General features: G+C 32.4%; 23 protein-coding genes. 6 read left to right on the forward strand and 17 right to left on the reverse strand.

Translation table 11 applies throughout. From position 1 onward, the window contains the following. Nucleotides 1–17: 17 nt before the first annotated feature. From AMD28_RS13435 to AMD28_RS13445, 3 genes are all read right to left on the reverse strand, one after another. Nucleotides 18–1,076, reverse strand: coding sequence for an FG-GAP repeat domain-containing protein (locus AMD28_RS13435; protein WP_083478321.1), 1,059 nt, complete (start codon nucleotides 1,074–1,076; stop codon nucleotides 18–20). Between the two features lie 108 nt (nucleotides 1,077–1,184). Continuing rightward, nucleotides 1,185–2,582: a class II fumarate hydratase gene (gene fumC, locus AMD28_RS13440; RefSeq protein WP_055444664.1), complete on the reverse strand. Its 1,398-nt coding sequence runs from the start codon at nucleotides 2,580–2,582 to the stop codon at nucleotides 1,185–1,187. A gap of 290 nt (nucleotides 2,583–2,872) precedes the next feature. Beyond that, entirely contained in the window at nucleotides 2,873–4,048 is a 1,176-nt protein-coding gene (locus AMD28_RS13445; protein ID WP_055444665.1) for a dicarboxylate/amino acid:cation symporter, read from the reverse strand. A 372-nt stretch (nucleotides 4,049–4,420) separates the two neighbouring features. On the opposite strand from AMD28_RS13445, the gene AMD28_RS18720 reads away from it, so the two are divergent. Further along, nucleotides 4,421–4,594 (forward strand): hypothetical protein, encoded by a 174-nt coding sequence (locus tag AMD28_RS18720; protein WP_162838505.1) that lies wholly within the window; start codon nucleotides 4,421–4,423, stop codon nucleotides 4,592–4,594. Nucleotides 4,595–4,790: 196 nt separating this feature from the next. Here the strand turns inward: AMD28_RS18720 and AMD28_RS13450 are convergent, their stop codons facing one another. The 4 genes from AMD28_RS13450 to prfB all read right to left on the reverse strand — a co-directional run bounded on the left by AMD28_RS13450 (nucleotide 4,791) and on the right by prfB (nucleotide 9,190). Continuing rightward, nucleotides 4,791–7,196 (reverse strand): TonB-dependent receptor, encoded by a 2,406-nt coding sequence (locus tag AMD28_RS13450; RefSeq protein ID WP_055444666.1) that lies wholly within the window; start codon nucleotides 7,194–7,196, stop codon nucleotides 4,791–4,793. A gap of 113 nt (nucleotides 7,197–7,309) precedes the next feature. Continuing rightward, a complete protein-coding gene (locus tag AMD28_RS13455; RefSeq protein WP_241492513.1) occupies nucleotides 7,310–7,615 on the reverse strand; it encodes an ArsC/Spx/MgsR family protein in 306 nt (101 codons plus the stop codon). A 106-nt stretch (nucleotides 7,616–7,721) separates the two neighbouring features. Further along, nucleotides 7,722–8,066 carry an arsenate reductase (glutaredoxin) gene (gene arsC / locus AMD28_RS13460; protein ID WP_055444668.1) on the reverse strand — a complete coding sequence of 115 codons (345 nt, stop codon included), beginning with the start codon at nucleotides 8,064–8,066 and terminating at the stop codon, nucleotides 7,722–7,724. A 13-nt stretch (nucleotides 8,067–8,079) separates the two neighbouring features. Beyond that, nucleotides 8,080–9,190, reverse strand: a protein-coding gene (gene prfB, locus AMD28_RS13465) for a peptide chain release factor 2 (protein ID WP_152975614.1) whose coding sequence is annotated in 2 segments (ribosomal slippage) — nucleotides 8,080–9,126 and nucleotides 9,128–9,190 — 1,110 coding nt in all. Because the reading frame shifts where the segments join, the coding sequence is not laid out codon by codon here. 93 nt (nucleotides 9,191–9,283) lie between these two features. Between prfB and AMD28_RS13470 the strand changes: the two genes are divergently transcribed. After that, nucleotides 9,284–10,303, forward strand: coding sequence for a threonine aldolase family protein (locus AMD28_RS13470; RefSeq protein WP_055444670.1), 1,020 nt, complete (start codon nucleotides 9,284–9,286; stop codon nucleotides 10,301–10,303). Between the two features lie 210 nt (nucleotides 10,304–10,513). Beyond that, nucleotides 10,514–12,190, forward strand: coding sequence for an OmpA family protein (locus AMD28_RS19105; RefSeq protein ID WP_055444671.1), 1,677 nt, complete (start codon nucleotides 10,514–10,516; stop codon nucleotides 12,188–12,190). A 68-nt stretch (nucleotides 12,191–12,258) separates the two neighbouring features. Here AMD28_RS19105 and AMD28_RS13480 read toward each other — a convergent pair whose 3' ends face one another. Further along, entirely contained in the window at nucleotides 12,259–12,582 is a 324-nt protein-coding gene (locus AMD28_RS13480; protein ID WP_055444672.1) for a YbaB/EbfC family nucleoid-associated protein, read from the reverse strand. A gap of 82 nt (nucleotides 12,583–12,664) precedes the next feature. Between AMD28_RS13480 and AMD28_RS13485 the strand changes: the two genes are divergently transcribed. The 3 genes from AMD28_RS13485 (at nucleotide 12,665) to capB (ending at nucleotide 17,246) form a co-directional block, all read left to right on the forward strand. Beyond that, nucleotides 12,665–14,725, forward strand: coding sequence for a S9 family peptidase (locus AMD28_RS13485; RefSeq protein ID WP_083478322.1), 2,061 nt, complete (start codon nucleotides 12,665–12,667; stop codon nucleotides 14,723–14,725). A 63-nt stretch (nucleotides 14,726–14,788) separates the two neighbouring features. After that, complete coding sequence (gene capA / locus AMD28_RS13490; RefSeq protein ID WP_055444673.1) at nucleotides 14,789–15,829, forward strand: cysteate synthase; 1,041 nt, start codon at nucleotides 14,789–14,791, stop codon at nucleotides 15,827–15,829. A 157-nt stretch (nucleotides 15,830–15,986) separates the two neighbouring features. Next, on the forward strand, nucleotides 15,987–17,246 hold the full coding sequence (capB, locus tag AMD28_RS13495) for a cysteate-C-fatty acyltransferase (protein WP_055444674.1): 1,260 nt from the start codon (nucleotides 15,987–15,989) through the stop codon (nucleotides 17,244–17,246). A 43-nt stretch (nucleotides 17,247–17,289) separates the two neighbouring features. Here the strand turns inward: capB and AMD28_RS13500 are convergent, their stop codons facing one another. From AMD28_RS13500 to AMD28_RS13540, 9 genes are all read right to left on the reverse strand, one after another. Then, the gene (locus tag AMD28_RS13500; protein ID WP_055444675.1) at nucleotides 17,290–18,471 is read right to left on the reverse strand and encodes a THUMP-like domain-containing protein; all 1,182 of its coding nucleotides are present in this window, start codon (nucleotides 18,469–18,471) and stop codon (nucleotides 17,290–17,292) included. A 7-nt stretch (nucleotides 18,472–18,478) separates the two neighbouring features. Then, nucleotides 18,479–19,567 carry an AI-2E family transporter gene (locus tag AMD28_RS13505; protein ID WP_055444676.1) on the reverse strand — a complete coding sequence of 363 codons (1,089 nt, stop codon included), beginning with the start codon at nucleotides 19,565–19,567 and terminating at the stop codon, nucleotides 18,479–18,481. A gap of 52 nt (nucleotides 19,568–19,619) precedes the next feature. After that, nucleotides 19,620–20,120, reverse strand: a complete 501-nt coding sequence (locus tag AMD28_RS13510) for a TrmH family RNA methyltransferase (RefSeq protein ID WP_055444677.1) — start codon at nucleotides 20,118–20,120, stop codon at nucleotides 19,620–19,622. 29 nt (nucleotides 20,121–20,149) lie between these two features. Then, entirely contained in the window at nucleotides 20,150–21,328 is a 1,179-nt protein-coding gene (locus tag AMD28_RS13515) for an MFS transporter (RefSeq protein WP_055444678.1), read from the reverse strand. A gap of 36 nt (nucleotides 21,329–21,364) precedes the next feature. Continuing rightward, the gene (locus tag AMD28_RS13520; RefSeq protein ID WP_055444679.1) at nucleotides 21,365–21,703 is read right to left on the reverse strand and encodes a gamma-glutamylcyclotransferase family protein; all 339 of its coding nucleotides are present in this window, start codon (nucleotides 21,701–21,703) and stop codon (nucleotides 21,365–21,367) included. A gap of 29 nt (nucleotides 21,704–21,732) precedes the next feature. After that, nucleotides 21,733–22,374: a DUF4159 domain-containing protein gene (locus AMD28_RS13525; protein ID WP_055445039.1), complete on the reverse strand. Its 642-nt coding sequence runs from the start codon at nucleotides 22,372–22,374 to the stop codon at nucleotides 21,733–21,735. 4 nt (nucleotides 22,375–22,378) lie between these two features. Further along, a complete protein-coding gene (locus AMD28_RS13530; RefSeq protein WP_055444680.1) occupies nucleotides 22,379–23,083 on the reverse strand; it encodes a 16S rRNA (uracil(1498)-N(3))-methyltransferase in 705 nt (234 codons plus the stop codon). Next, nucleotides 23,083–23,709, reverse strand: coding sequence for a peptidylprolyl isomerase (locus AMD28_RS13535; protein WP_055444681.1), 627 nt, complete (start codon nucleotides 23,707–23,709; stop codon nucleotides 23,083–23,085). Before AMD28_RS13535 ends, AMD28_RS13530 begins: the two co-directional genes overlap by 1 nt. A 100-nt stretch (nucleotides 23,710–23,809) precedes the next feature. Next, nucleotides 23,810–24,136 (reverse strand): TfoX/Sxy family protein, encoded by a 327-nt coding sequence (locus tag AMD28_RS13540; protein ID WP_055444682.1) that lies wholly within the window; start codon nucleotides 24,134–24,136, stop codon nucleotides 23,810–23,812. Nucleotides 24,137–24,148 lie beyond the last annotated feature (12 nt).

A 24,148-nucleotide genomic window follows, 5' to 3' on the forward strand; every position in this document is an offset into this window, starting at 1 on the left:
AGTAGATTGTGTGTTATCTAATGGGATTTCTGAAGAAAACCCACCAGAATCATTACTTTCAACCAGATTACATCTTGGGGTTGCGTAGCTCTATCAGATGCTACTAATAAATCATTTTTTGCATCATTATCAAAATCTGCAACTTTTACTAAAGAAGTTCTAGTAATGGATGTAGCTATAGTAGTTGGCTCAAATGTAGTTGCAGTACCACTACTATTTTTAGTGTAGTAAGCAATGTTAGCGCTACCTCCACTTGGGTTGTTATCTGATTTTAAAATGTCAAGAGTACCATCATCATTTACATCTTTAACTTCTATATCAAATAAATAACCATTTCCAGAGCTTACCGTATTCATATATTTTGTAAAAGAAACAGTTCCTGCACCGCTAGGTAATAGGTTGTTATCATAAATTTCAATTGTACCAGCATCTGTATTAGCAATAACTGCATCTAAATCACCATCTGCATCATAATCTACTAAATCAATAGCTCCAGGACCAGTTGATGGAACTGATGCTATAGTATTAGGACCTGTAAAATTACCAGAACCATCATTAGAAAACCAAAAGACATCACTGGAACCATATGCAAGAACGGCAACATCTAAAGTTGAGCCTGCATCAATATAACCAGTAGTTACAGCTCCAGCTCCAGAAATAAGTGAATTACCTATAGTTACTGCATTAGCAAAAGTACCGTCACCATTATTTGCAAACCATACTAAATTACTGTTTCCATAACTAGTAGCTAAAATATCATTACCATTAATTCCGTCAAGATCTGCAATATGCACACCTTCAACATATAATAAAGCTTCTGCTCCAGTAGCAACTAAAGTAATTGGAGTATCAAAAGTACCATCTCCGTTGTTTCTGTACCATTCAACAGTATTACCTCCATCTGTACCAATAACTATATCTACAAATGCATCATTATCTAGTAATCCAGAATCAATGGCATACGGGTTAGCTCCAGTAGAACTATCTATTATAACTTTTGATTCAAAAGTTGTTTGAGCGAATATCATTGTACTTATAGAAAGTATAGATAAACAAGTAAGTAATTTTCTTTTCATTTGTTTTAGATTTTTTTTTAAGGTAAATACTTTGTAACTATTTGTTTACAAATATATTAAAATAATTTAAATTTATGTTTTTTATCGATAAAACAAAGCGGTTAATCGTTATTTTAAGCCACCAACCATGTTCTCTGGCTTTACCCAAGCGTCATAATCTTCAGCAGTAACATAGCCAAGATTTATAGCTTCTACTTTAAGTGTTGTACCATTTTTATGTGCTGTGTTTGCAATTTCAGCAGCTTTATAATATCCAATTTTGGTATTTAAAGCAGTAACTAACATTAAAGAGTTGTTTAGTAATTCTTTAATAACCGCATGGTTAGGTTCAATTCCTGCAGCACAATGTTCTTCAAAACTTTTACAAGCATCTCCAATTAGTTGGGCAGATTGTAACACATTTGCAGCCATCATTGGTTTAAAGACGTTAAGTTCATAATGTCCTTGCATACCACCAACACTAACCGCTACATCATTACCCATTACTTGTGCGCAAACCATTGTTAAGGCCTCACATTGTGTAGGGTTCACTTTTCCTGGCATAATAGAACTTCCAGGTTCGTTAGCAGGAATAGAAATTTCGCCAATACCAGAACGAGGACCAGAAGCCATCATACGAATATCATTTGCTATTTTATTTAAAGAAACTGCTAGTTGTTTTAAAGCGCCATGTGTTTCTACTAATGCATCGTGTGCAGCAAGAGCTTCAAATTTATTTGGTGCAGTAATAAAAGGTAATCCTGTAAATTCTGCAATAAATTCGCTAACACGTTTTGCGTATCCTTTAGGTGTATTTAAACCAGTACCAACCGCTGTTCCACCAAGTGCAAGTTCACTCAAGTGGTCTAATGTGTTATGTAGTGCTTTTAATCCGTGATCTAATTGCGATACATAACCAGAGAATTCTTGACCAAGTGTAAGTGGTGTAGCATCCATTAAATGCGTTCTTCCAATTTTTACAACGTCTTTAAATTCTTCCGATTTCTTTTTTAACGTATCTCGTAGTTTTGTTACGCCAGGAATGGTATTTTCTACAATTTTCTTATAGGCAGCAATATGCATTCCTGTAGGAAAGGTATCATTAGACGATTGTGATTTGTTTACATCATCATTTGGCTGAATTACTTTTTCACCTTCACCAATAACTCTTCCTGCAATTTGTTGTGCTCTATTCGCAATAACTTCATTTACGTTCATGTTACTTTGCGTACCAGAACCCGTTTGCCAAATTACTAACGGAAACTGATCGTCATGCATTCCAGTTAAAATTTCGTCACATACTTGTGCAATAAGATCTCTTTTTTTAATAGCTAAAGCACCTAACTCACAGTTAGTAAATGCTGCCGCTTTTTTTAAGTAAGCAAAACCGTAAACAATTTCTAAAGGCATAGATGCAGTTGCACCAATTTTAAAGTTGTTACGAGAACGTTCTGTTTGCGCTCCCCAAAGTTTGTCTGCAGGAACGTTAACGTTCCCCATTGTGTCTTTTTCTATTCTGTATTCCATAATATTGATGCTAATTTTAACGATGTAAATTTACGTATTTATGGTTTATTGGAGGATATGTTTTTGTGTTTATTTGTTAGAATATTATTTGATTTTTAGAAAATGAATACGAGAAATATTCAGAGTAAAAAAGGGAATTCGCTTTCGTATAGGAAAATAGGGGATACCAATTCTTCCGTTTGAAGCGACAGCATAAACATCTGACCAATACAAATGCTACTAGAATTATTCCAGAGCACTTCGTAAGGAAAAAAAAGAAAACCTATAATTTTTCGTCTATAACTTTAAAATTAAGCAGTTGCTTTTTCTTTGGTTATTTCGTTAACGACTAAAGAAATCGCGCCATCACCAGTAACGTTACAAGCAGTTCCAAAACTGTCCATTGCAATATATAAGGCAATCATTAATCCTAACATTTCTTCATTGAAACCTAGCATAGATTGTAAGATCCCAATAGCAGCCATAATTGCTCCTCCAGGTACTCCAGGTGCTGCAATCATAGCGATTCCTAATACAAAGATAAATCCTGCAAAGAGTGTGAAATCAAAAGGCATACCATGTAAAATCATTAGTGCCATAGCGCAAGCAGTAATTTTCATAATACTACCAGAAAGATGAATGGTAGCACATAAAGGAATAACAAATCCTGCAATTTTTTCTGAAACACCATTGTTTAAAGCTTGCTTTAAGGTAACCGGAATAGTAGCTGCCGAAGATTGCGTTCCTAATGCCGTGAAATATGCAGGCATCATAGTTGCTAATAATTTTAATGGATTCTTTTTTGTAAGAATACCTGCAATAGTATATTGAAGTAATAGTAGTAAAATGTGTAGGGCAAAAATAACTCCGATAATACTGATAAATACAGAAAGAATAGAGAATACTTTTCCGCTAAAAGACATGCTTGCAAATATTCCTAAAATAAAGAGTGGTAATAATGGTACAATTACGTTTTCGATTAATTGCATTATAATTTTCTGAAAATCTTTGACCACCGATTTCAAAGTAGATTTCTCCTGTGCGGCAAGTCCTAAACCAATTACAAATGCCAGAACTAAAGAAGACATTACATCTAATACTGGCGGAATATTGATACTAAAATAAGGTAATAATTCTGGACTAGAATCGGAAATATGAGCAGCGTCATTAACATGAGATTCTAAAAGTAGTGGGAATATATTAGAAGCAGTAAAATACGTCATAAACCCAGAAAACAAGGTCGAACCATAAGCAATACCAGCGGTAAGTAATAATAATTTACCAGCACCTTTTCCTAAATCGGAAATAGCAGGCATTATTAAACCCATTATAATTAACGGAATTGCGAAATTTAAAAACTGTCCAAAAAACGCATTGAAAGTGGTAAAAACTCGATTTATGGATTCAGGTAAATATTGTCCGAAAACAATTCCTAAAACTATTGCTAGAAAAACTTTAAATAGTAAGTTCGAAAATAGGGACTTCATAAGTATATGCTAATTAATAGTAAACAATAACTGTTTTATTTTAAGCTCGCTAATATACAACCAATCTTAGTACAGCACATTTTATAATGCTTTTTTTATGTGTTATAATTCCCTTAGGTTAGTTGGATAGTTTTATCATTAATACTTTAAAAACAGTGAATAGCTTTATAGTTGTTCTTTTCGATTTTATTCTAAGATACAAAGTGCATTTATGTAGAGTAGATATAGCTGAAATGTATTTCATCAAATTTTTAGAATAAATCTAAAAAACTACTATTAATAACTCTGTTAATAATTCTACATTTTATATTGCATAAAAAAACACTTTGTTTTATATTTGCAATATCAACAAATAAGATACCAAAAAAAATTATGTTCGAATTTGACCAATACTTAGGCTTTTTAGCATTCTTAACCATTTTAACTATAGGTTTCTGGTTAATGATATTTTTAATGACTTTTATTATACCTTACTGGATTGGTGGTTCTTTAATGGAGTTTTTAAAAGAAAAAAGAGACGAGAAAAAAGCTGCGCGTAACGCATAAGCTTTAAGTTTATATATTAAAAAGGGGAAACACAATGTGTTTCCCCTTTTTTTTGTTTGGGACCCTTTTAATATTTCTATGGATCAAATTTTACCATAAAAGAAACAGCTCCTACCTTTTAATAGGGTAGGAGCTGTTTCTTAATTTATGAGATTGCTTTATAATTTGCAATTTCAAAAGGGTATGCTATTATATGTTATCCTTCAAATTCTTCATCTCCACCACTTCCTCTAGAGCCTCTTTCTTTTTTCTTTTGATTAAATCTGTAGGTAAAAGATAAGTTGAAACTACGTTCTCTCCATTGAAACTCACTAGTACTAAAAAAAGTATCTGTGTTTGTTTCCATAGTACGTTTTCTAGAGTTAAATAAATCGCTAATATTAAAAGCAATAGACGCTTTGTCTTTAAATAAATCTTTACTAAATGCTATATTGGTTGAAAAAACACCTTCACGTTTGTTTTGTGCGTCTTCACTCGGACCACTATAATTCATACTTGTTTGCCATTCTATATCTGCAGGTAATGTATATTTAGTATTTAATCTTGCATACCAACTCGTGTTTTCGTTACCTAAATCTGCTCCGTTTGGATCTACACCTTCGGTTTTAGATTTAAAGACATTAAAGTTTGCGCTGGTATTAAATTTACGAGATGCTCTGTACATAAGTGTGAATTCAAAACCATATCTATCTTCGCTAGATAAATTAATAGGTGTACGTTGTATTATGGATACATCTTCACCATCTACATTTACGGTTTCTCCTGTGTCAAAACTGATAAAGTTAAATACGTCTGTAGCATGTTGGTAATACGCAGATGTATTCAGTGTTACTTTTCCAAAACGGTTTAAATAACCAAGATCAAAAGTACCAGAATAACTAGGATCTAAATCTGGATTTCCTTGAAAAACACTAGATACACTAGAACGAGATGGGAATGGATTTATATATCTAGAACGAGGTCTACGTAAACGTCTGCTATAACCAAGCGTTACATTTTCTGCATCTGATAATTCATAATTTAAATTTACAGTAGGAAATAAACCGGTGTAATCTTTTTTACTATAATCATAACTAGATGGCTGGTCTATAGTAATTCTAGTATTTTCTAAACGTAAACCTAATAAATAAGAAAATTTTCCATGTTTACTACCATATTGTGTGTAAACAGCGTTTATATATTCTCTATAGTTTAATATATTGGATAGATCGTTATCTACATAAAAAGCATTGGTATCATCTAAAAGTGCTACCTCATAATCTGTAGATAGATTGTTGAAGTTACCACGATAACCTAATTCAAATTGTGCTTTTTCTCCAATTGGTAATACATAATCTCCTTGTAATAAAATACGTTCTTGATCTTCAAGCGTACCTACTTTTTCAGTTAAAATATCGTTTACTTCTACTAGAGAGTTTTCATCTTCTGTACTGTCTTCGTATTGAAAATCGAAAGTAAGCTTGTGTCCGCTAGTTTTAAAGTTTTTTGTAAAATTAGCAGCGTATTGAATGGTTTTGTCATCTTCTAATTCTGGGTCAAAACGAGAACTTGAACTAGTTAGTGCATTGTTAATGTCGTATTGAACTAAGCTATTTGTAGTGTTACTTTCATTATTGTTATCGCTATAAAAAATAGAAGTAGTTAATGAAGCAGAATCATTAATGTACCATTCTAAACCTAAATTCGTATTAAATCCTTTTCTAATACGTTCGTAATCTTTCGTTTCTTTAATTCTATTTCCAGCATCTTTATAGGTTGTATTTGTAAAAGAACTTCCTGGTGATTCTCTGTAATTGTAAGCAGTGGTATTGAATATGTTTACATTTCCTGTTCTGTAGTTTATGTTTCCAGATATTCCTGCGGAAGGGTTATAACCAGCGTTTGTAGTTATTGCTCCATTTAATCCTTGTAATTTACTTCTTCGTAAGATTATATTTATAATTCCGGCAGTACCTTCTGAATCATATCTTGCGGAAGGCGAAGTAATAACTTCTACTTTCTCAATAGATTCTGCTGGTAATTGACGTAATGCTTCTGTAGAGTTTAAACCAACTAATCCGGAAGGTTTTCCGTTAATTAATATACGTACATTTTCTTGTCCTCTTAAAGATACATTTCCTTCCACATCTACTGCAACCGAAGGTACGTTGTCTAATACATCACTTACGGTACCACCACGAACGGTAAGATCTTTACCAACGTTATATATTTTTTTGTCTAATTTAATTTCTACAGTAGTACGTTCTGCAATAATTTCTACCACATCCAAAGATTCTGCATCTTCACTAAGAAATAGTTTTCCTAAATTAGTGTCTGCAAAAAGTTTTTGATCTGCAATTGTCTTTGTACCAAAACCAATAAATTCAACCGATACATCATACAGTCCAGCAGTAACAGGGATACTGAAGTTTCCATTTTGGTCTGTAATACCTCCAGTAACCATTCTGTTTTCCTTTTTACTAAAAAAAGCAACTGTAGCATATTCTAGAGGTTGTAGCGTTTCCTGTTCTAAAATACTTCCTGTAATGGTTACTTCTTTTTGAGCAAAAGAATGTAATGTGAAAAATAAAATGCAAATGAATGCGAAAAATTGTTTAGTCATGATTAGTTTTTAGCGTAAGACAGCAAAAATAAACCATGGTTTAAATGGGTTTGGTTAAAAGTTTGTTAAATAAAAAAAAGCTCCAAAATAATTAAATCTTGAAGCCTTCTATATTAGCTAGCTAGTATGCTTAGTATTTTTTCTGGCGGCTTGCAAATTGCTGCTTTGTCGCCATTAATAACAATTGGTATTTTTATGAGACTTGGAAATTCAGTCATCATTTTTATGTATTCTATATCTTCAAATTCGTCAACATTAGAAACTAATTCTTGGTAATGATCTTTCCAAATAGTAGCTTCTGTTCTAATGAGTTGAATGGGCTTAATATTTAAAAGTTTAACTATTCTTTTTAGTTTTCTTTCGGTTAATGGGTTGTCTATATGTCTAATTACCTTATGTCTTTTTTTTATTTTTTTCAAAATATTAAGACACTCAATAGACTCTATTGATTCTGGGTTGTGGTATATTAAAATCATAATGTAGGTAGGGATTTGGGCTTATTTTTGTTTTAGGGATTATTGTAAGTTATGTTATTAATTCAAGTATTAGTTCTGGCGGACGACCAATGACTGCTTTATCACCTTTTATAACTATAGGTCTTTCTATTAGCTTTGGGTATGTAATCATTGCATCTATTATTTGGGCGTCTGTTAATGCTTTGCCTTTGTAATTCTCTTTCCAAATAGCTTCGTTTTTTCTTACTAAATCTATTGGGTTGATTTTAAGTAAGTTAATTATTTTGGTTAACTCTGCTTTATTGGGAACGGTTTCAAGGTAATTAATTATTTTATATTCTTGACCAGAATTCTTTAATATTTCTAGTCCGCAGCGAGACTTACTGCACCTGTTATTATGGTATATTGTTATCATATAGCGCTTTAGGTTATAAGTTATTTGTTTCTGTAGTTTGCTGCCCCATCATCATGAGATATGCCTTTAAAAAACCACCAATATCGCCATCCATTACCGCATCTACATTTCCAGTTTCATGCGCAGAACGAACATCTTTTACTAGTTTATAAGGATGCATTACGTAATTACGTATTTGGCTTCCCCATTCAATTTTCATTTTACCAGCTTCTATATCTTCACGTTGTGCCAATTGCTTTTGTAATTCCATTTCATACAATTGCGATTTTAGCATTTGAAGTGCTCTAGAGCGATTATCGTGTTGCGAACGTGTTTCAGAACAGGATATTTGAATTCCAGTAGGTTTATGTGTTAATTGGACTTTAGTTTCTACTTTATTTACATTCTGTCCTCCAGCACCACTAGATCGAGCGGTTACAATTTCTATATCTGCAGGATTGATTTCAATTTCTATGGTATCATCTACTAAAGGGTACACGTAAACAGAAGCGAAACTGGTATGACGTTTTGCATTACTATCAAAAGGAGAAATACGTACTAATCGATGTACGCCATTTTCGCCCTTAAGCCAACCAAAAGCAAAATCACCTTCAATTTCTAGCGTAACGGTTTTAATTCCGGCTACGTCGCCTTCTTGATAATTAAGTTCTTTTACTTTAAAACCACTTTTTTCAGCGTACATTAAATACATACGCATGAGCATACTTGCCCAATCGCAACTTTCTGTTCCTCCAGCACCAGCAGTAATTTGTAAAACAGCACTTAAGCTATCTCCTTCTTCAGAAAGCATGTTTCTAAATTCTAGATCTTCAATAGAAATTGTTGCTTTTTCAAAACGAGTTTCTACATCTTGTAAAGTAGCTTCGTCTTCTTTAAAGAATTCATAGATGACTTCTAAATCTTCCACTAATGTTTTAGAGGTGTCATAATCAGTAACCCATTTTTTCTTCTCTCGAAGCGATTTCATAATCACTTCCGCAGCTTTAGAGTCATTCCAAAAATTAGGATCGAAAGTTTGTTCTTCTTCGTTTTGTATTTCAATTAACTTAGCATCTAAGTCAAAGATATTGCCTTAGCGCACTAAGACGTGTATTAAGATCTTTAATTTGATCTGTAGTAATCATAATGTAGTATGTTTTCAACAAAAATATACTTTAATACGCTGTCTAAAAATTTATTTTCGTTTAATTTTACAGTAGTTTTAAATAGAAACCATAATGATAATAGATTTAAGAAGTGATACAGTAACAAAACCAACGAAAGCAATGCTAAATGCTATGATGGAAGCATCTGTTGGAGATGATGTATATAAGGAAGACCCTACGGTTAATGCTTTAGAAGCCCGTATAGCGGAAATGTTTGGTAAACCGAAAGCAATGTTTTTCCCTTCAGGAACAATGGCAAATCAAACAGCTATTAAGTTACATACAAATCCTGGAGAACAAGTAATTTGTGATAAATACGCACACATCTATAATTATGAAGGAGGAGGAGCAAGCTTTAATAGTGGTGTTTCTTGTAAGTTAATAGAAGGACACAGAGGGATGTTTACAGCGCAACAAGTAATAGATAGTATTAATCCTCCAGAATTTTATCATAGTGCATTATCGAGTTTAGTGGAAGTTGAAAATACAACCAATAAAGGAGGAGGAGCTTGTTGGGATTTTAACGAACTACAAAAAATTAGAAAAGTTTGTGATGATAATACACTTGGTTTGCATTTGGATGGAGCAAGACTTTGGAATGCTTTGGTTGCAAAAAAGGAAACTACAGAACAATATGGAAATGTATTTGATACCATTTCTGTTTGTTTAAGTAAAGGATTAGGTTGTCCTATTGGTTCTGTATTAGTTGGAGATGAAGAAATAATGGAAGGAGCCATGCGTATTCGAAAGATTTTTGGAGGTGGAATGCGACAAGGAGGCTATTTAGCTGCTGCAGGAATTTATGCTTTGGATAATAATATACAAAGACTAGAAGAGGATCATACTAAAGCTAAAGAATTAGAAGCAATTTTAACCAAAGCAACCTATGTTAAAAAAGTAGAGCCCGTGGAAACAAATATTGTAATCTTTGAATTACAAAATGAGATCGACTCTAAAGCCTTTATCCATAAATTAGAAAACAAAGGAGTATATATAGTAGGAATGGGGGAAAACAAACTCCGATTAGTTACACATTTAGATTACACGAATAAGATGCACACCTATGTTTTAGACTTGCTGAGCGATTTTTAAAGTTTTCTGCCTAATAATCAGTAATTTAAAAAACGACTAAGTGTTTCATCGAGTAAAAATGTATTTTATCGAAATGTTAAAGAGTTCTTAATGTTTAATCAATAATTAGTTTGATAAGTTTTAATTTTGTTGGAAATTAGAGTTGTTACTACTCGTAAAGTATCTGAAAATTAGAACAATATTAATATTTAACCATTAAATTACTTAAAAATGAAAAAAACCTTACTAACAATCTTATCTTTTGTCGTTTGCATTTCTGCAGTTGCTCAAGATTTACCAACAAATCCTGAACCAGGAAAATGTTACGTTCGATGTGTAACACCAGATGTATGGGTGAATCAAGATGTAACTATTCAAGTATCTCCAGCGTACAAAAAGTTAAGTACAGTACCAGCAAAATATACTACGGTTACGGAAGACGTAGTTGTTGCTAATGCAAGCCAACGTTTAGAAGTTGTTCCTGCTGTATATGAAACACAAACTTTTGAAGTAACTGTACAAGAAGCTTCACAACGTTTAGAGAAAATTGCTTCAAGAACAGAAACACAAACGGAAACGGTTGTAACTAAAGAAGCTTCTCAACGTTTAGAACTTGTTCCTGCTGTTTACGAAACGCAATCTTTTCAAGTTGTAACGCAACCAGCTAGCCAAAAATTACAAATTGTTCCTGCTGTTTACGAAAACCAAAGCTTTACTGTTGTAACTAGCGAAGCTGGTCAACGTTTAGAAGTTGTTCCTGCAGAATACGGAACAGAAACTAGAACTTACAAAAAGAGAGAATATGGTACTTCTTTAAGAATTGTACCTGCATCTTTCTCTTCTAACTACCAAGTTATTGAAACAAAACCAGCTACTGCTAAATGGCAAATGAGTGATACTCCAGCTGCTGAATGTCAATCTGCTGATCCTAACGATTGTAGATACTGGTGTTATAAGAGCGTACCTGCTCAAAACATTACTGTAAATACTACGGAATTATCTGCTGATGCTTCTTTTATTAGAACTCCTGATTGTGATACATCTTCATCTAACGATGATTGTGGTATGGGAACTTATTCAGTTAAAACTGTTGTAAGACCAGCTACTACTAGAGTAATTGATATTCCTGCTGTAACTACAGAGGTTAACAAAACTGTAATGGTAACACCTCCAACAACAAGAGTTATTGAAATTCCTCAACAAGTAAAAACAATGAAAAGAGTTGTAATGGTAACACCTCCTACAACTAGAGTAATTGATATTCCTCAAGAAACTAAAACAGTAACAAGAACTGTTATTATTCCTGAGACTACAAAAGTGGTTTCTATTCCTGCTGTAACTAAAACGATGAAGCGTACTGTAATGGTAACGCCTCCAACTACAAGAGCTATTGATATTCCTCAACAAACTGCTACATTAAAGAAAACAGTTTTAGCTGAAGATTCTAAAGTTGTTGAAAATACTGTTCCTGCTATAACTAAAACAGTATCTAAAGAAGTTTTACAAACAAAAGGTGGTTTAACTACTTGGAAAGAAGTAGAATGTACTTTATTAGAATACAATGACCTTAACATAAACTGGAACTTAGGTTCTGCTACTTTAACAGAAGCTGCTAAAAGAGAAATTGATGCAAAATTATTACCTGCTATTGCTGGTGGTGTTTCTGTAGAGATTGCATCTCACACAGATTCTAGAGGTTCTGCTTCATCTAACAGATCTTTATCTGAAAGAAGAGCGCAAGCGGTTACTAACTACTTAATCTCTAAAGGAATCAATTCTTCAAGAATTGTATCTAATGGATATGGTGAAACTAGATTAGTAAACAGATGTGCTGATGGTGTTTCTTGTACTGAAAGAGAGCACTTAGCTAACAGAAGAACTCAATTTAGAGTACTTAGTCAACAATAATCAATAGTATTGATATATAAAAAGGGGAAGCTAATTAGCTTCCCCTTTTTTTTTGCTTTAAACTTTCGTTATTTAAACATATCCATTCCTGGAATGTTTGGCATACCATCTTTGGCTACTGCGGCAACTTCCGTTTCATTGACTTGTGTTGCTCTTGCTATAGCTTTATTTAGTGTTAGAATTAAATAATCTTCTAATTCCTCTTTGTCTTCTAATAAAGCATCATCAATAGTTATAGATTTAATTACTCTGTTAGCAGTTATAGTAACCTTTAACTTCGCATCATTACTTTGCTCGTCTACTAAAACAGAATCTAAACGCTTTTTAGTTTCTTCTACTTTTTTTTGAGTTTCTTTAAGTTTACCCATCATACCTGCAAGGTCTCCAAACATAATTTTATAATTTATAATTTCATGCAAAACTATTTAATTTTTCTATTTTTGAAGAATATAATTTTAGAATTAATTATTTCATTTGAAAAAAGCACATACTCCTCCAAAAGCGAAACAAATTCAAGAAAAACTTGTAGCGCATAAGCACGAAAGAATCGATAATTATTTTTGGCTTAAAAACAAAGAAGACCAAGAAGTTATAGACTACTTAAATGCTGAAAACAAATACACTAAAGAAGTTTTAGCGCATACAGAGCCTTTTCAAGAAGATCTTTTTAAAGAAATGAAAGCTAGAATTAAAGAGGATGATGCTTCAGTTCCATATAAGCTGAATGGCTATTGGTACATTACTAAATTTGTAAAAGGTAAAGACTATCCTATTTACACACGTAAAAAAGACACCTTAGAAGCTGTAGAAGAACTACTGTTTGATTGTAATGAAATGGCAAAAGATTTTAACTACTTCAAATTAGGAGGCGTTTCTATTAGTCCGGATAATACCATGGCTGCTTTTTCAACGGATACCGTAAGTAGAAGACAGTATAATATTAAAATTAAAAATTTAATTACTGGCGAAATTTATTCCGAAGAAATAAAAAACACAACAGGAGGAATTACTTGGGCAAATGATAATACGACCTTGTTTTACACAAGAAAAGACGAAGTTACCTTACGTTCACATAAAGTATATAAACACAAGTTACATACCAAAGTAGAAACCGATACAGAGGTGTTTCATGAAGAAGATGAAACGTTCAACACTTTTGTATATAAAACGAAATCTAAAAAGTATTTAGTGATTGGTTCTTCTAGTACTTTAACTTCAGAATATCAAATTCTAAATGCAGATGATCCAGATGGTACATTTAAAGTTTTTCAGAAAAGAGAAAGAGAATTAGATTATGCTATAGCACACTATAAGGATAGTTTTTTTATTATTTCTAATAAGGATAAAGCGATAAATTTTAAGCTTCAAAAAACAAACGAAAACCAAACTGAAAAGGAGTATTGGCAAGATGTTTTACCACATAGAAAAGATGTTTTATTAGAAGATATCGAAATCTTTAAAGATTATTTGGTAGTAAGCGAAAGAGAAAATGGCTTAAATAAAATTAGAATCATAAGCTGGAATGGTAAAGAAGATTATTATTTACCCTTTGACAATGAGACCTATACTGCAAATACAGGCAGTAATCCCGACTTTGATAGTGATGTTTTAAGATATAGTTATAATGCACTTACCACTCCAAGTTCTGTAATCGATTATAATTTTAAAACGAAAACCAAAGAAATAAAAAAAGAACAAGAAGTTTTAGGAGGTACTTTTAATAAAGATAATTATACCTCTAAACGTGTTTGGGCTACTGCTAGAGATGGCGTGAAAATTCCAATTTCTTTAGTATATAAAAAGGGATTACAATTAGATGGTACCAATCCGTTATTGCAATATGCGTACGGTTCTTATGGTTCTACCATAGATCCTTATTTTTCAACCATACGATTAAGTCTTCTAGATAGAGGATTTATTTTTGCCATTTCACATATACGAGGAGGGGAATATTTAGGAAGAGATTGGTACGAAACAGGGAAATTAAAACTAAAGAAAAATACTTTTCATGATTTTATAGACTGTTCTAAATACTTAATTGAAGAAAAATATACTTCCAATAAACATTTGTATGCCAATGGCGGATCTGCAGGAGGCTTACTAATGGGAGTAATTGCTAATTTAAATCCGGAGTTATACAATGGTATTTTAGCTGCCGTTCCTTTTGTGGATGTAGTTACAACTATGTTAGATGATACTATTCCGTTAACTACGGGAGAATATGATGAATGGGGAAATCCTAACGATAAAGAATATTACAATTATATGCTTTCCTATTCGCCTTACGATAATGTAAAAGCGCAAGATTATCCAAATATGTTAATTACAACAGGTTTGCATGACTCGCAAGTGCAATATTGGGAACCAGCAAAATGGGTTGCAAAACTTAGAGAATTAAAAACAGATAATAATAAATTACTGTTACATACAGATATGGAATCTGGTCATGGTGGCGCATCCGGAAGGTTTGAAAGCCTGAAAGAAGTCGCTTTAGAATACGCATTTTTATTAGATTTAGAAGGAATTAATGAATAATAAAAAATTTTACGTATTTTTGCCCAGTTTATGTTACTTCTTGTAGCAGAATAAAACGTATTTATGGCACAAAAAAATCAAGTATTTGATAACGTTTTAGATTTAGTAGGTAATACACCATTAATTAAACTAAATACTATTACAGCTCCTTTTAAAGGTGAATTTTACGCAAAAGTAGAAGCTTTTAATCCAGGACACTCATCAAAAGACAGAGTTGCATTATATATTATAGAACAAGCTGAAAAGAAAGGAATTTTAAAACCTGGCGATACCATTATAGAAACTACTTCTGGTAACACCGGATTTAGTATTGCTATGGTTAGTATCATTAAAGGATACGATTGTATTTTGGCAGTAAGCTCAAAATCTTCACCAGATAAGATTGATATGCTTAAAACCATGGGAGCAAAGGTATATGTTTGCCCAGCACATGTAAGTGCAGACGATCCTAGATCGTACTATGAGGTTGCAAAGCGATTACACGAGGAAACCAAAGGTTCTGTATATATCAACCAATATTTCAATCAGTTAAATATAGATGCACATTATAACTCTACTGGCCCTGAAATTTGGGAACAAACCGAAGGAGAAATTACACATCTAGTAGCTTGTAGCGGAACAGGAGGAACAATTTCTGGAACTGCAAAATACTTAAAAGAGCAAAATCCTAATGTTAAAGTAATAGGAGTAGATGCTTTTGGATCTGTAATTAAAAAATATCATGAAACTAGAGAGTTTGATGAAAAAGAAATTTATCCATACCGAATTGAAGGTTTAGGAAAGAATTTAATTCCAACAGCAACCGACTTCGATGTTATTGATTCTTTCGTGAAAGTTACCGACGAAGAAAGCGCACATACCGCAAGAGAAATTGCAAAAACCGAAGGTTTATTTGTAGGTTATACTTCAGGAGCAGCGATGCAAGCAGTAAAACAACTAGAAGAAGCAGGTGAGTTTGATAAAAACTCTAAAGTAGTAATTTTGTTTCCAGATCATGGTTCGCGCTACATGAGTAAGATCTACAGCGATAAATGGATGACAGATCAAGGCTTTTTTGATAGTCAAAACAAAGTTGCAGCAGAAAGCATTCAGTATATAAAATAATAAAACATAACATAATTAAAGATAGAAAGTTTCCTAAAAGTTGCTTTCTATCTTTTTGTTGTTAATAATAGAGTATAAAAACATTGTGTTTAGTGCACAGAAATATTTAATTTCGCAGGACTAAACTAAGGCAGAACTAAACTAAGATAGATAGCAGATGAAAGATTTATTTGAAAAAATTTACAAAGATAAAGGTCCGTTAGGAAAATGGGCAGCACAAGCAGAAGGGTATTTTGTGTTTCCGAAACTAGAGGGAGAGATTTCAAACCGAATGAAATTCCAAGGTAAAGATGTAATTACATGGAGTATTAACGATTACCTAGGATTAGCAAATAATCCAGAAGTGAGGAAGGTAGATGCGGAAGCAGCTGCAGCTTATGGTTCTGCGTATCCAATGGGAGCTCGTATGATGTCTGGTCACACAGAGTTACATGAGCAACTTCAAAATGAATTGGCTGCATTTGTAAGTAAAGAATCTGCTTATTTATTAAATTTTGGTTACCAAGGGATGGTTTCTACTATAGACGCTTTAGTATCTAAAGATGATATTATTGTTTATGATGTAGATGCACATGCATGTATTATTGATGGTGTACGTTTACACATGGGAAAACGTTTTACTTACAAACATAACGATGTAGTAAGTTTAGAAAAGAACTTAGAAAGAGCCACTAAAATGGCAGAACACACTGGAGGAGGAATTCTTGTTATTTCTGAAGGTGTTTTCGGAATGCGTGGAGAACAAGGTCGATTAAAAGAAATTGTTGCACTTAAAGAAAAATATAATTTTCGTTTATTCGTAGATGATGCACACGGATTTGGAACTCTTGGTAAAACAGGAGCAGGAGCAGGAGAAGAACAAGGTGTTCAAGATGATATCGATGTGTATTTTGCAACTTTCGCAAAATCTATGGCAAGTACTGGAGCTTTTATTGCTGCAGATAAAGAAGTAATTGATTACTTAAAATATAATTTACGTTCTCAAATGTTTGCAAAATCTTTGCAAATGCAATTGGTTGTTGGTGCTTTAAAGCGTTTAGATATGCTACGTACTATGCCAGAATTGAAAGAGAACCTTTGGAAAATTGTTAATGCGTTACAATCTGGATTAAAAGAACGTGGTTTCGATATTGGTACTACACAAAGTTGTGTAACTCCTGTTTATCTTAACGGAAGTATTCCAGAAGCAATGGCATTAGTTAGAGATTTAAGAGAAAACTACGGTATTTTCTGTTCTATTGTGGTGTATCCAGTAATACCAAAAGGATTAATATTATTACGTATGATTCCTACTGCAACACACACTTTACAAGATGTTACAGAAACTTTAGATGCTTTTGAAGCAATTAGAGAAAGATTGGTAAACGGAACGTATAAACGTATGTCTGCTGCTTTAATTAAAGCAATGGGAGAATAGTTGTAAATACAAGTACAATATATATTAAAAAAGGTTGCATATTTTATGCAACCTTTTTTGTTTGTATAACCATTTTATTATTTTCTAAATCTGTGGTAAAAAAGAGATATACATTTCCGCCATCTTTTATTTTATGCTTTTTTCGGATTTGTTCTACACTTTCCGGAAAGTTACGCGTAGTAATATTCGCTTTTTCAAAACCTTCCTTTTTTAGAACCTTCTTATTATAAGGCATTACTTTTTCAATTTTAAAAACTCTTCCAGGGAAATCTATTAAAGTATCGTTGGTATATAAATGCGAATGTTGCTGTAGTTTAAAAACTTCTAGCGTATTTGTAATCGTATGAAATGCGCCAGATTTCATTATTGCTGCATTAGGCTCATATAAATATGCTAAAGGCAAACTATATTGGCTAATGGTAGAAATCTCTTCTTCTAACGGAAAATTAAAAGTTTCAGCGCTGTCTTTTTTAATATTGCAAGTTTCTATAGTTACTCCATCTGTATAGTCCTTTTCTAAAACCCAAAGTAATTCTTTTACTTCATTGTTCACTGCAACGATATGAATGGTTTTCACGTGTTTTAATTCGTTTAAACCAATAGTAAGATCTAATAGTGGCGACGTTTTAATTAAAATGTTATTCGCTTTATTAAAGAGTACATCTATATGTTCTGGTACGTTTGGTAAACAATCCTTTAAAAAGAAAACCTTGCCTTTGCTATCGTGTCTTCTAGAAGGATCTATATAAATCCAATCTAAAGAAATTTGAGTACTCTGTAAATATGCTAAACCATCTTGCGCAATAGTTTCGATATTTTCTACTTTTAATTGTTTGTAATTATGGGCTACTATTTGTGAGAGTTGTTCGTTAATTTCACAATGAATAACCTGGTTAAAATGTTTAGCAAAATAATAACAGTCTACACCAAAACCTCCTGTAAGATCTATAATTGTCTTTCCTTTTAATAAACTGGCTTTATGTTTTGCTGTAGTTTCAGAAGAAGTTTGCTCTATATTTAATTTGTTAGGATAGTAAATCTCTTCCGTAGAAAACCAGGTAGAAAGCTTTGTCTTACAACGTTTTTTTGCTTCTATCTGTTCTATTATTTCCTTTGTTTCTAGGGAAGGGAAATCGATTCCTTTTAATAACAAGGAAGCAATATTAGTATCTAGATTGCTATTTATAAAGGCTTGTATTTCTGTATTTAGAAGCTGTTTATTCAAAATATAATTATAAACCTTTAGTGAGTTTTTTAACGATTTTATTATCCGATAAAAATTCTTTTAAAATCACTTTAATCGCTGTGTATGCAGGAACAGCAACAATAAGTCCAACAATACCGAATAAAATACCAGCAATTAAAATAACTAAAAATATTTCTAGTGGATGTGATTTTACACTTTTAGAAAATATTACGGGCTGGCTAACAAAATTATCTACAAGTTGGCCAATTAAGAATACTACAAATACCCAAAATGTTTTTGGTAATACAACATCTTGAAAGCTTTCGCCAAGGCTACTCGTCATGGTTAATGTTAGCATTAAGAAGGCACCAATTAACGGACCAACATAAGGAATTAAGTTTAGTAATGCACACATAAAAGCAATAACTATAGGGCTTTCTACACCAATAATCATTAAACCAATAGTGTAAATAATAAAGAGGATTAGTATTTGAAATATTAAACCAATAAAATATCTAGATAGCAAATCTTTAATTTTTACCGAAGAGTTTTTCCAACGAGATTCATTTCCATCTGGAATAAAAGTCATTATGCCATTTTCAAAAAGTTTACTGTCTTTTAAAAAGAAAAAAGAGATAAACAAAACGGAAAATAAACCAATACTAAAGCTTCCTAAACCACTAATTAAAGAATTAAAAAAATTAGGTATTAAGGAATAATCAAGCTTAGAAAGTAGGTTAGAGTTTTTTATAGATTGCTCTACATCTATATTATTTATTTGAAAGTAAGCAATTGCTTCACCATATAAATCTTCTATATTACCTTGTAATTGATCAATATCTAAAAGGGCTAAATTATGTCCTTGTTCTACAATTAAAGGAATAAATAAACGTACCAAACCAAAGAGTAAACCAATTAAAATAAGCATGGTTACTATTACTGCGATCGTGTTTTTAAATTTTAATCTTCTTCTTAAAAATAAAATAATAGGTCTTCCAATTAATGAAATTACGGCTGCAATTGCGATATACACAATTACCGATTGAATTTTAAATAGAAACAAAAGGATTAAAACGACACCAAGAATAATTCCTAGTGCTTTTAAAATACCATTAGATATTTGATTTGAAGTCATGTTGTAAATATAATTAATTCCGGTGAAGACAGGAATCTAATTTTGTAACTTATTAAGAAAGCTGTTTCGTCATTTCATACAAAGCGATGGTCGTTGCTTGTACCACATTCATACTACTATTTTGTCCAAACATATCAATATGAAGTACAGCGTCACATTGTTTTAAAATATCTTGCGAAACACCAAAATTCTCATCACCAATTACAATTGCTATTGGTTTTTCTTTGGGAAAGTTGCTCGTGTGTATCGATGTACTTTCACTAGTAATTTCTAGAGCAACCACATGATAACCTTCTTCTTTGCATTTGGAAACCACTTCGGAAGCATTTTCTTTCCCTTCAAAAGGCACCACTTTTTCTGTCGCACGCGACGTTTTTGTCATTTTTCTTCCTAACGGAATCTGTTCCCCACAAAATACTATTTTTTCAACACCAAAGGCATCAGCAGTTCTAAAAAGGCTTCCAATATTAGGAGCATTGGTAACGTTCTCACAAATAATAGTTATAGGGAACGTACGTTTGTTAAAGTTGGTATTATAGTGATTGAGTTGCATTTGTTTCAAATAGAATTTACGCGAATATATTATATTTTTAATGCATTTTTCTTCCGTAACATAATCAAACCAAAAATAGGCCCTATAGCCAAGATAGTATAAATGCTATTAGAGTCTGTTAATTCTAGCATTTTAGTGATAAGCTGAATACTAATTATAGTTATTGAAAATCCAATACAATTAACAATGGTAAGTGCTGTCCCTTTTATTTCGGATGCTGCATTTTGAGCTACTAATGTAGATAATAGAGGGGAGTCTGCAATAACTACCATTCCCCAAAAAATAAGAAAACTAATAAATAAATTTTCAAAATTACTAGAAAATAGTAAAGGAGAAATAAGACAACAAATACAAGATAAAAGTAGTGCTACAAATGCTGTTTTTTTGGTTCCTTTTGTTTGTGCAATATAGCCGCTAAGAATACATGCGAAACCACCAATTCCTATTATAGCGAAAGATAGCAACGGTATGTTAAATTGTACGAGATCATGCTCCTCGCTATATTTTTTAAGCATTATTGGTACAAAAGTCCAAAATGCATATAATTCCCACATGTGTCCAAAGTAGCCAAAAGATACAGATCGAAATTCTCTGTTTTTAAAGACTCCTAAAAAAATGGAAAGATCTGTTTTCTGACTAGGTTTTCTGTAAGGGCCATCTGGAACAAGAAATACCATTAGTAATCCTCCTAATAATGCAAGAGAGGAAGTTGCAAGGATTACAGATTCCCACGAAAAAGTATCTGTCATTTGATTTAATATATGCGGAAAAGCAGTTCCTATTACCAATGCACCAACTAAAAAACCAAGGGATTTACCGAGTCCTTTTTGGTAATAATCGGCAGCTATTTTCATTCCAACAGGATAGATTCCTGCAAGAAAAAAACCGGTAAAAAAACGAAAGATTAGTAAACTAGTTAAGGTGTTGGCGTGATACATTACACCTAAGTTAAACAGGGCACCAAGTACAGCGCTAATTAAAAATACTTTGGAAGGTGAAAAACGATCGGCAATAGTAAGAATCGCGAAAACAAGTGTTCCTATAATAAATCCGAATTGTACAGCAGAAGTTAAATGTCCTAAAGCATCTGCTTTTAGGTTAAAATTAAAAATTAAATCGTTTATAACGCTATTTCCAGCAAACCAAAGGGAAGTACAGCAAAACTGAGAGATTACAATAATAGGAAGTATTAACTTGGATGGTTTCATGTATTGTGATATCTCGCAACTGGTAATTATCGTTTTTTATCCGTTATTTTTTAAATATACAAAACCAGTTTCACCAGATTTAAAAGTGATTTCAACACGTTTATAATCGTCTACTTCGTATGTGTCTGCATGGATTAATTCTTCATCGGTCAAATCAAATAAAGTTCCTTTTACAAAATCTGTTATGTTTCCAGTATATTCCAGAATCGGGTGTATGTTAGTGCCACTGGAGGCAATTACTTTTGGATCGGTAATTTTTATTTGAGATAGGATGAATTTCTCTAAGACTTCATTACTTCCTATTAAAATTCTTCCAAAAACATCTTGTTGCACCTTTTTCATTTGAAGCGTTCCGTAAGAGAATAGTTTTGGCATATCTAATGTATCTGGTTCGACGCTTTCAATTAATTAGAAAAAGCATATTTAATAATATTCGCTCCCATTTGTAGTGCTTTTTCTCTTATCTCTGCAGGATCATTATGTACCGCTGCATCTTCCCAGCCATCACCTAAATCACTTTCCACAGTAAAAAGTAATACTAATCTGTTTTCGTGAAATAAACCAAAGGCTTGCGGTCTTTTACCATCGTGCTCATGAATTTTTGGTAATCCTTTAGGAAAGGAATACGCCATATTAAAAATTTCATGGTTTGCAGGAAGCTCTACTAATTCTTGATTTGGGAATACTTTTTTTAATTCTTTGGTAACATATTGTTGCATACCGTAGTTGTCATCAATATGCAAAAAACCTCCAGAAGTTAAATAGTTGTGTAGATTTTCGGCTTCTGCTTCACTAAAAAAAACATTTCCATGACCTGTCATGTGTAAAAAAGGATACTGAAAAATATCGGTACTGCCAGTTTCTACCGTTTCTGGTTTTGCAGTAATTTTAGTATTAATGTTATTGTTGCAAAAAGTAATTAAGTTTGGTAATGCTGTAGGATTACTATACCAGTCGCCACCGCCTTTATATTTTAAAATGGCTATTTCTTGGGAAAATGAGGCAAACGTAAATAACGAAAAGGCAATAGTAAAAAGTAGTTTCATAAAATTACTCATTTATAAATGCTACAGAATGACATGCAACAATTGCCGCAGTTTCTGTACGTAATCGGGTTTCTCCCAAAGTTACAGGAATAAAATGAGACTGAAGAGCTTGCTCGATTTCTTTAACAGAAAAATCACCTTCTGGACCAATTAGAATAGTAATATTTTGTTTGGCTCTTAATTCGTTTTTCAACGATTTCCTATGCGTTTCTTCGCAATGCGCAATAAATAGGTTGCCAGAAAAGTCTTGTTTTATAAAGTCTTTAAAAGCAATTGCTGGATTTAATTTTGGTAGGTAACAGTTTAGCGATTGCTTGGTTGCCGACTGTATTATTTTTTCGAAACGTTCGGGCTTAATAATTTTACGTTCGCTATGATCACAAATAATAGGAGTGATGCTATCGATGCCAATTTCGGTAGCTTTTTCTAAAAACCACTCGTAACGATCATTCATTTTTGTAGGAGCTACAGCAAGATGAAGCGTATAATTCTTTTTAGCTTGTAATTTTTTATCGATAATTTGTACCACACATTTTTTGATATCTGCAACCGTAATTTGTGCCGTAAATAGCCAACCATTTCCATTAGTAATTTGTAAGGTTTGGTCTACCGATTTACGAAGCACTTTTACAATGTGCTTGCTTTCCTCTTTATTGAAAGAGAATGCTGTGGTGTTTTCTGTTATATCTGGATTATAAAATAATTGCATTATTTTAAAGGCTCTACAATTTTTAATACTTTAATTTCTTGAATCTCTTTTGGGTCAAAGGTTTTTAAAACTACATAATACCATTGGTTTTGTACAATATCTATGGTGAAAACATCTCCAATTTTATAAATGCTATCCGATATTTCTGCTTCAAAAGTAGGATGTGTAACCCCTTTTTCAAACCATCCTAAATCTCCTCCATGATTTGCATTGTCATCCATAGAGTATTGTTTTGCTAATTGGCTAAAAGGTGTTCCTTCTTTATATTTTTTAAGTATTTTATCTCTAGTAGCATTAATTTGTGAGATGGACATTTTTAAACCATCAAAGAAAATATAACTAACTCTGTAATTTGTAGTTGTGGTTTTTTCTACGACTTTATATTTTGTTTTTTCAGTATCACTTTTTACAATAGCTCGTCCGCTTTTATACAATTCTACAGCTAATCCTGTTTGATGCTTTGCTTCATTAAACGTAACAATTTTATTTTTTTCAGATTTATTTTCTTTCATGTATTCTTTTGCTTCTTTCATGTTTACAATGGAGTCAAAATCTTTGACTTGTGCATCTTGAGCAGAAATAGTAATAGAAAATAATAAGGCTACTAGTAATAAAAGTTTATTCATCTGTATTTGGGATTTAATCTTATCTAGCAAAAAAACAAAATTTATAGATTATATGAATGGTTTTCTATAAGGTTATTAACAGAAATTTCAACATCTGTAGTTATAATTTGCTTTTTGCGTGCTCTAAACCTAATTCGAGGTAGTGTAAGAGTTGTGTTTCGGTTTTAATACCTTCCAAAGAAACGTATACAAATTCTTTGATTGGCTTTTTTGTAAAATCCATTGGTCTTACAGCATCTTTGGCTAATTCTATTTCCATTTTATCGGAAATAATGCGAACCATCAAATCCTGTTTCATAACACCAACAGTCATTTTCCCTTGATATAAAAACGAAATCCCTCCAAACATTTTCTTTTCTGTAAACACTTCCGAATAATAACGAAGTTGCTCTCTAATCCTGCTTGCTAGTTGCTCGTTATATGCCATAGATTTGTCTTT

The sequence above is a fragment of the Lacinutrix himadriensis genome (assembly GCF_001418105.1).
In the GTDB taxonomy this organism is placed as follows: domain Bacteria; phylum Bacteroidota; class Bacteroidia; order Flavobacteriales; family Flavobacteriaceae; genus Oceanihabitans; species Oceanihabitans himadriense.

Coding starts and splice junctions, on each gene's coding strand:
- AMD28_RS13435 (WP_083478321.1), bottom strand. CDS start 1,076: ATGAAAAGAAAATTACTTACTTGTTTATCTATACTTTCTATAAGTACA.
- fumC (WP_055444664.1), bottom strand. CDS start 2,582: ATGGAATACAGAATAGAAAAAGACACAATGGGGAACGTTAACGTTCCT.
- AMD28_RS13445 (WP_055444665.1), bottom strand. CDS start 4,048: ATGAAGTCCCTATTTTCGAACTTACTATTTAAAGTTTTTCTAGCAATA.
- AMD28_RS18720 (WP_162838505.1), top strand. CDS start 4,421: ATGTTCGAATTTGACCAATACTTAGGCTTTTTAGCATTCTTAACCATT.
- AMD28_RS13450 (WP_055444666.1), bottom strand. CDS start 7,196: ATGACTAAACAATTTTTCGCATTCATTTGCATTTTATTTTTCACATTA.
- arsC (WP_055444668.1), bottom strand. CDS start 8,066: ATGATAACAATATACCATAATAACAGGTGCAGTAAGTCTCGCTGCGGA.
- AMD28_RS13470 (WP_055444670.1), top strand. CDS start 9,284: ATGATAATAGATTTAAGAAGTGATACAGTAACAAAACCAACGAAAGCA.
- AMD28_RS19105 (WP_055444671.1), top strand. CDS start 10,514: ATGAAAAAAACCTTACTAACAATCTTATCTTTTGTCGTTTGCATTTCT.
- AMD28_RS13480 (WP_055444672.1), bottom strand. CDS start 12,582: ATGTTTGGAGACCTTGCAGGTATGATGGGTAAACTTAAAGAAACTCAA.
- capA (WP_055444673.1), top strand. CDS start 14,789: ATGGCACAAAAAAATCAAGTATTTGATAACGTTTTAGATTTAGTAGGT.
- capB (WP_055444674.1), top strand. CDS start 15,987: ATGAAAGATTTATTTGAAAAAATTTACAAAGATAAAGGTCCGTTAGGA.
- AMD28_RS13505 (WP_055444676.1), bottom strand. CDS start 19,567: ATGACTTCAAATCAAATATCTAATGGTATTTTAAAAGCACTAGGAATT.
- AMD28_RS13510 (WP_055444677.1), bottom strand. CDS start 20,120: ATGCAACTCAATCACTATAATACCAACTTTAACAAACGTACGTTCCCT.
- AMD28_RS13515 (WP_055444678.1), bottom strand. CDS start 21,328: ATGAAACCATCCAAGTTAATACTTCCTATTATTGTAATCTCTCAGTTT.
- AMD28_RS13520 (WP_055444679.1), bottom strand. CDS start 21,703: ATGCCAAAACTATTCTCTTACGGAACGCTTCAAATGAAAAAGGTGCAA.
- AMD28_RS13525 (WP_055445039.1), bottom strand. CDS start 22,374: ATGAAACTACTTTTTACTATTGCCTTTTCGTTATTTACGTTTGCCTCA.
- AMD28_RS13530 (WP_055444680.1), bottom strand. CDS start 23,083: ATGCAATTATTTTATAATCCAGATATAACAGAAAACACCACAGCATTC.
- AMD28_RS13535 (WP_055444681.1), bottom strand. CDS start 23,709: ATGAATAAACTTTTATTACTAGTAGCCTTATTATTTTCTATTACTATT.
- AMD28_RS13540 (WP_055444682.1), bottom strand. CDS start 24,136: ATGGCATATAACGAGCAACTAGCAAGCAGGATTAGAGAGCAACTTCGT.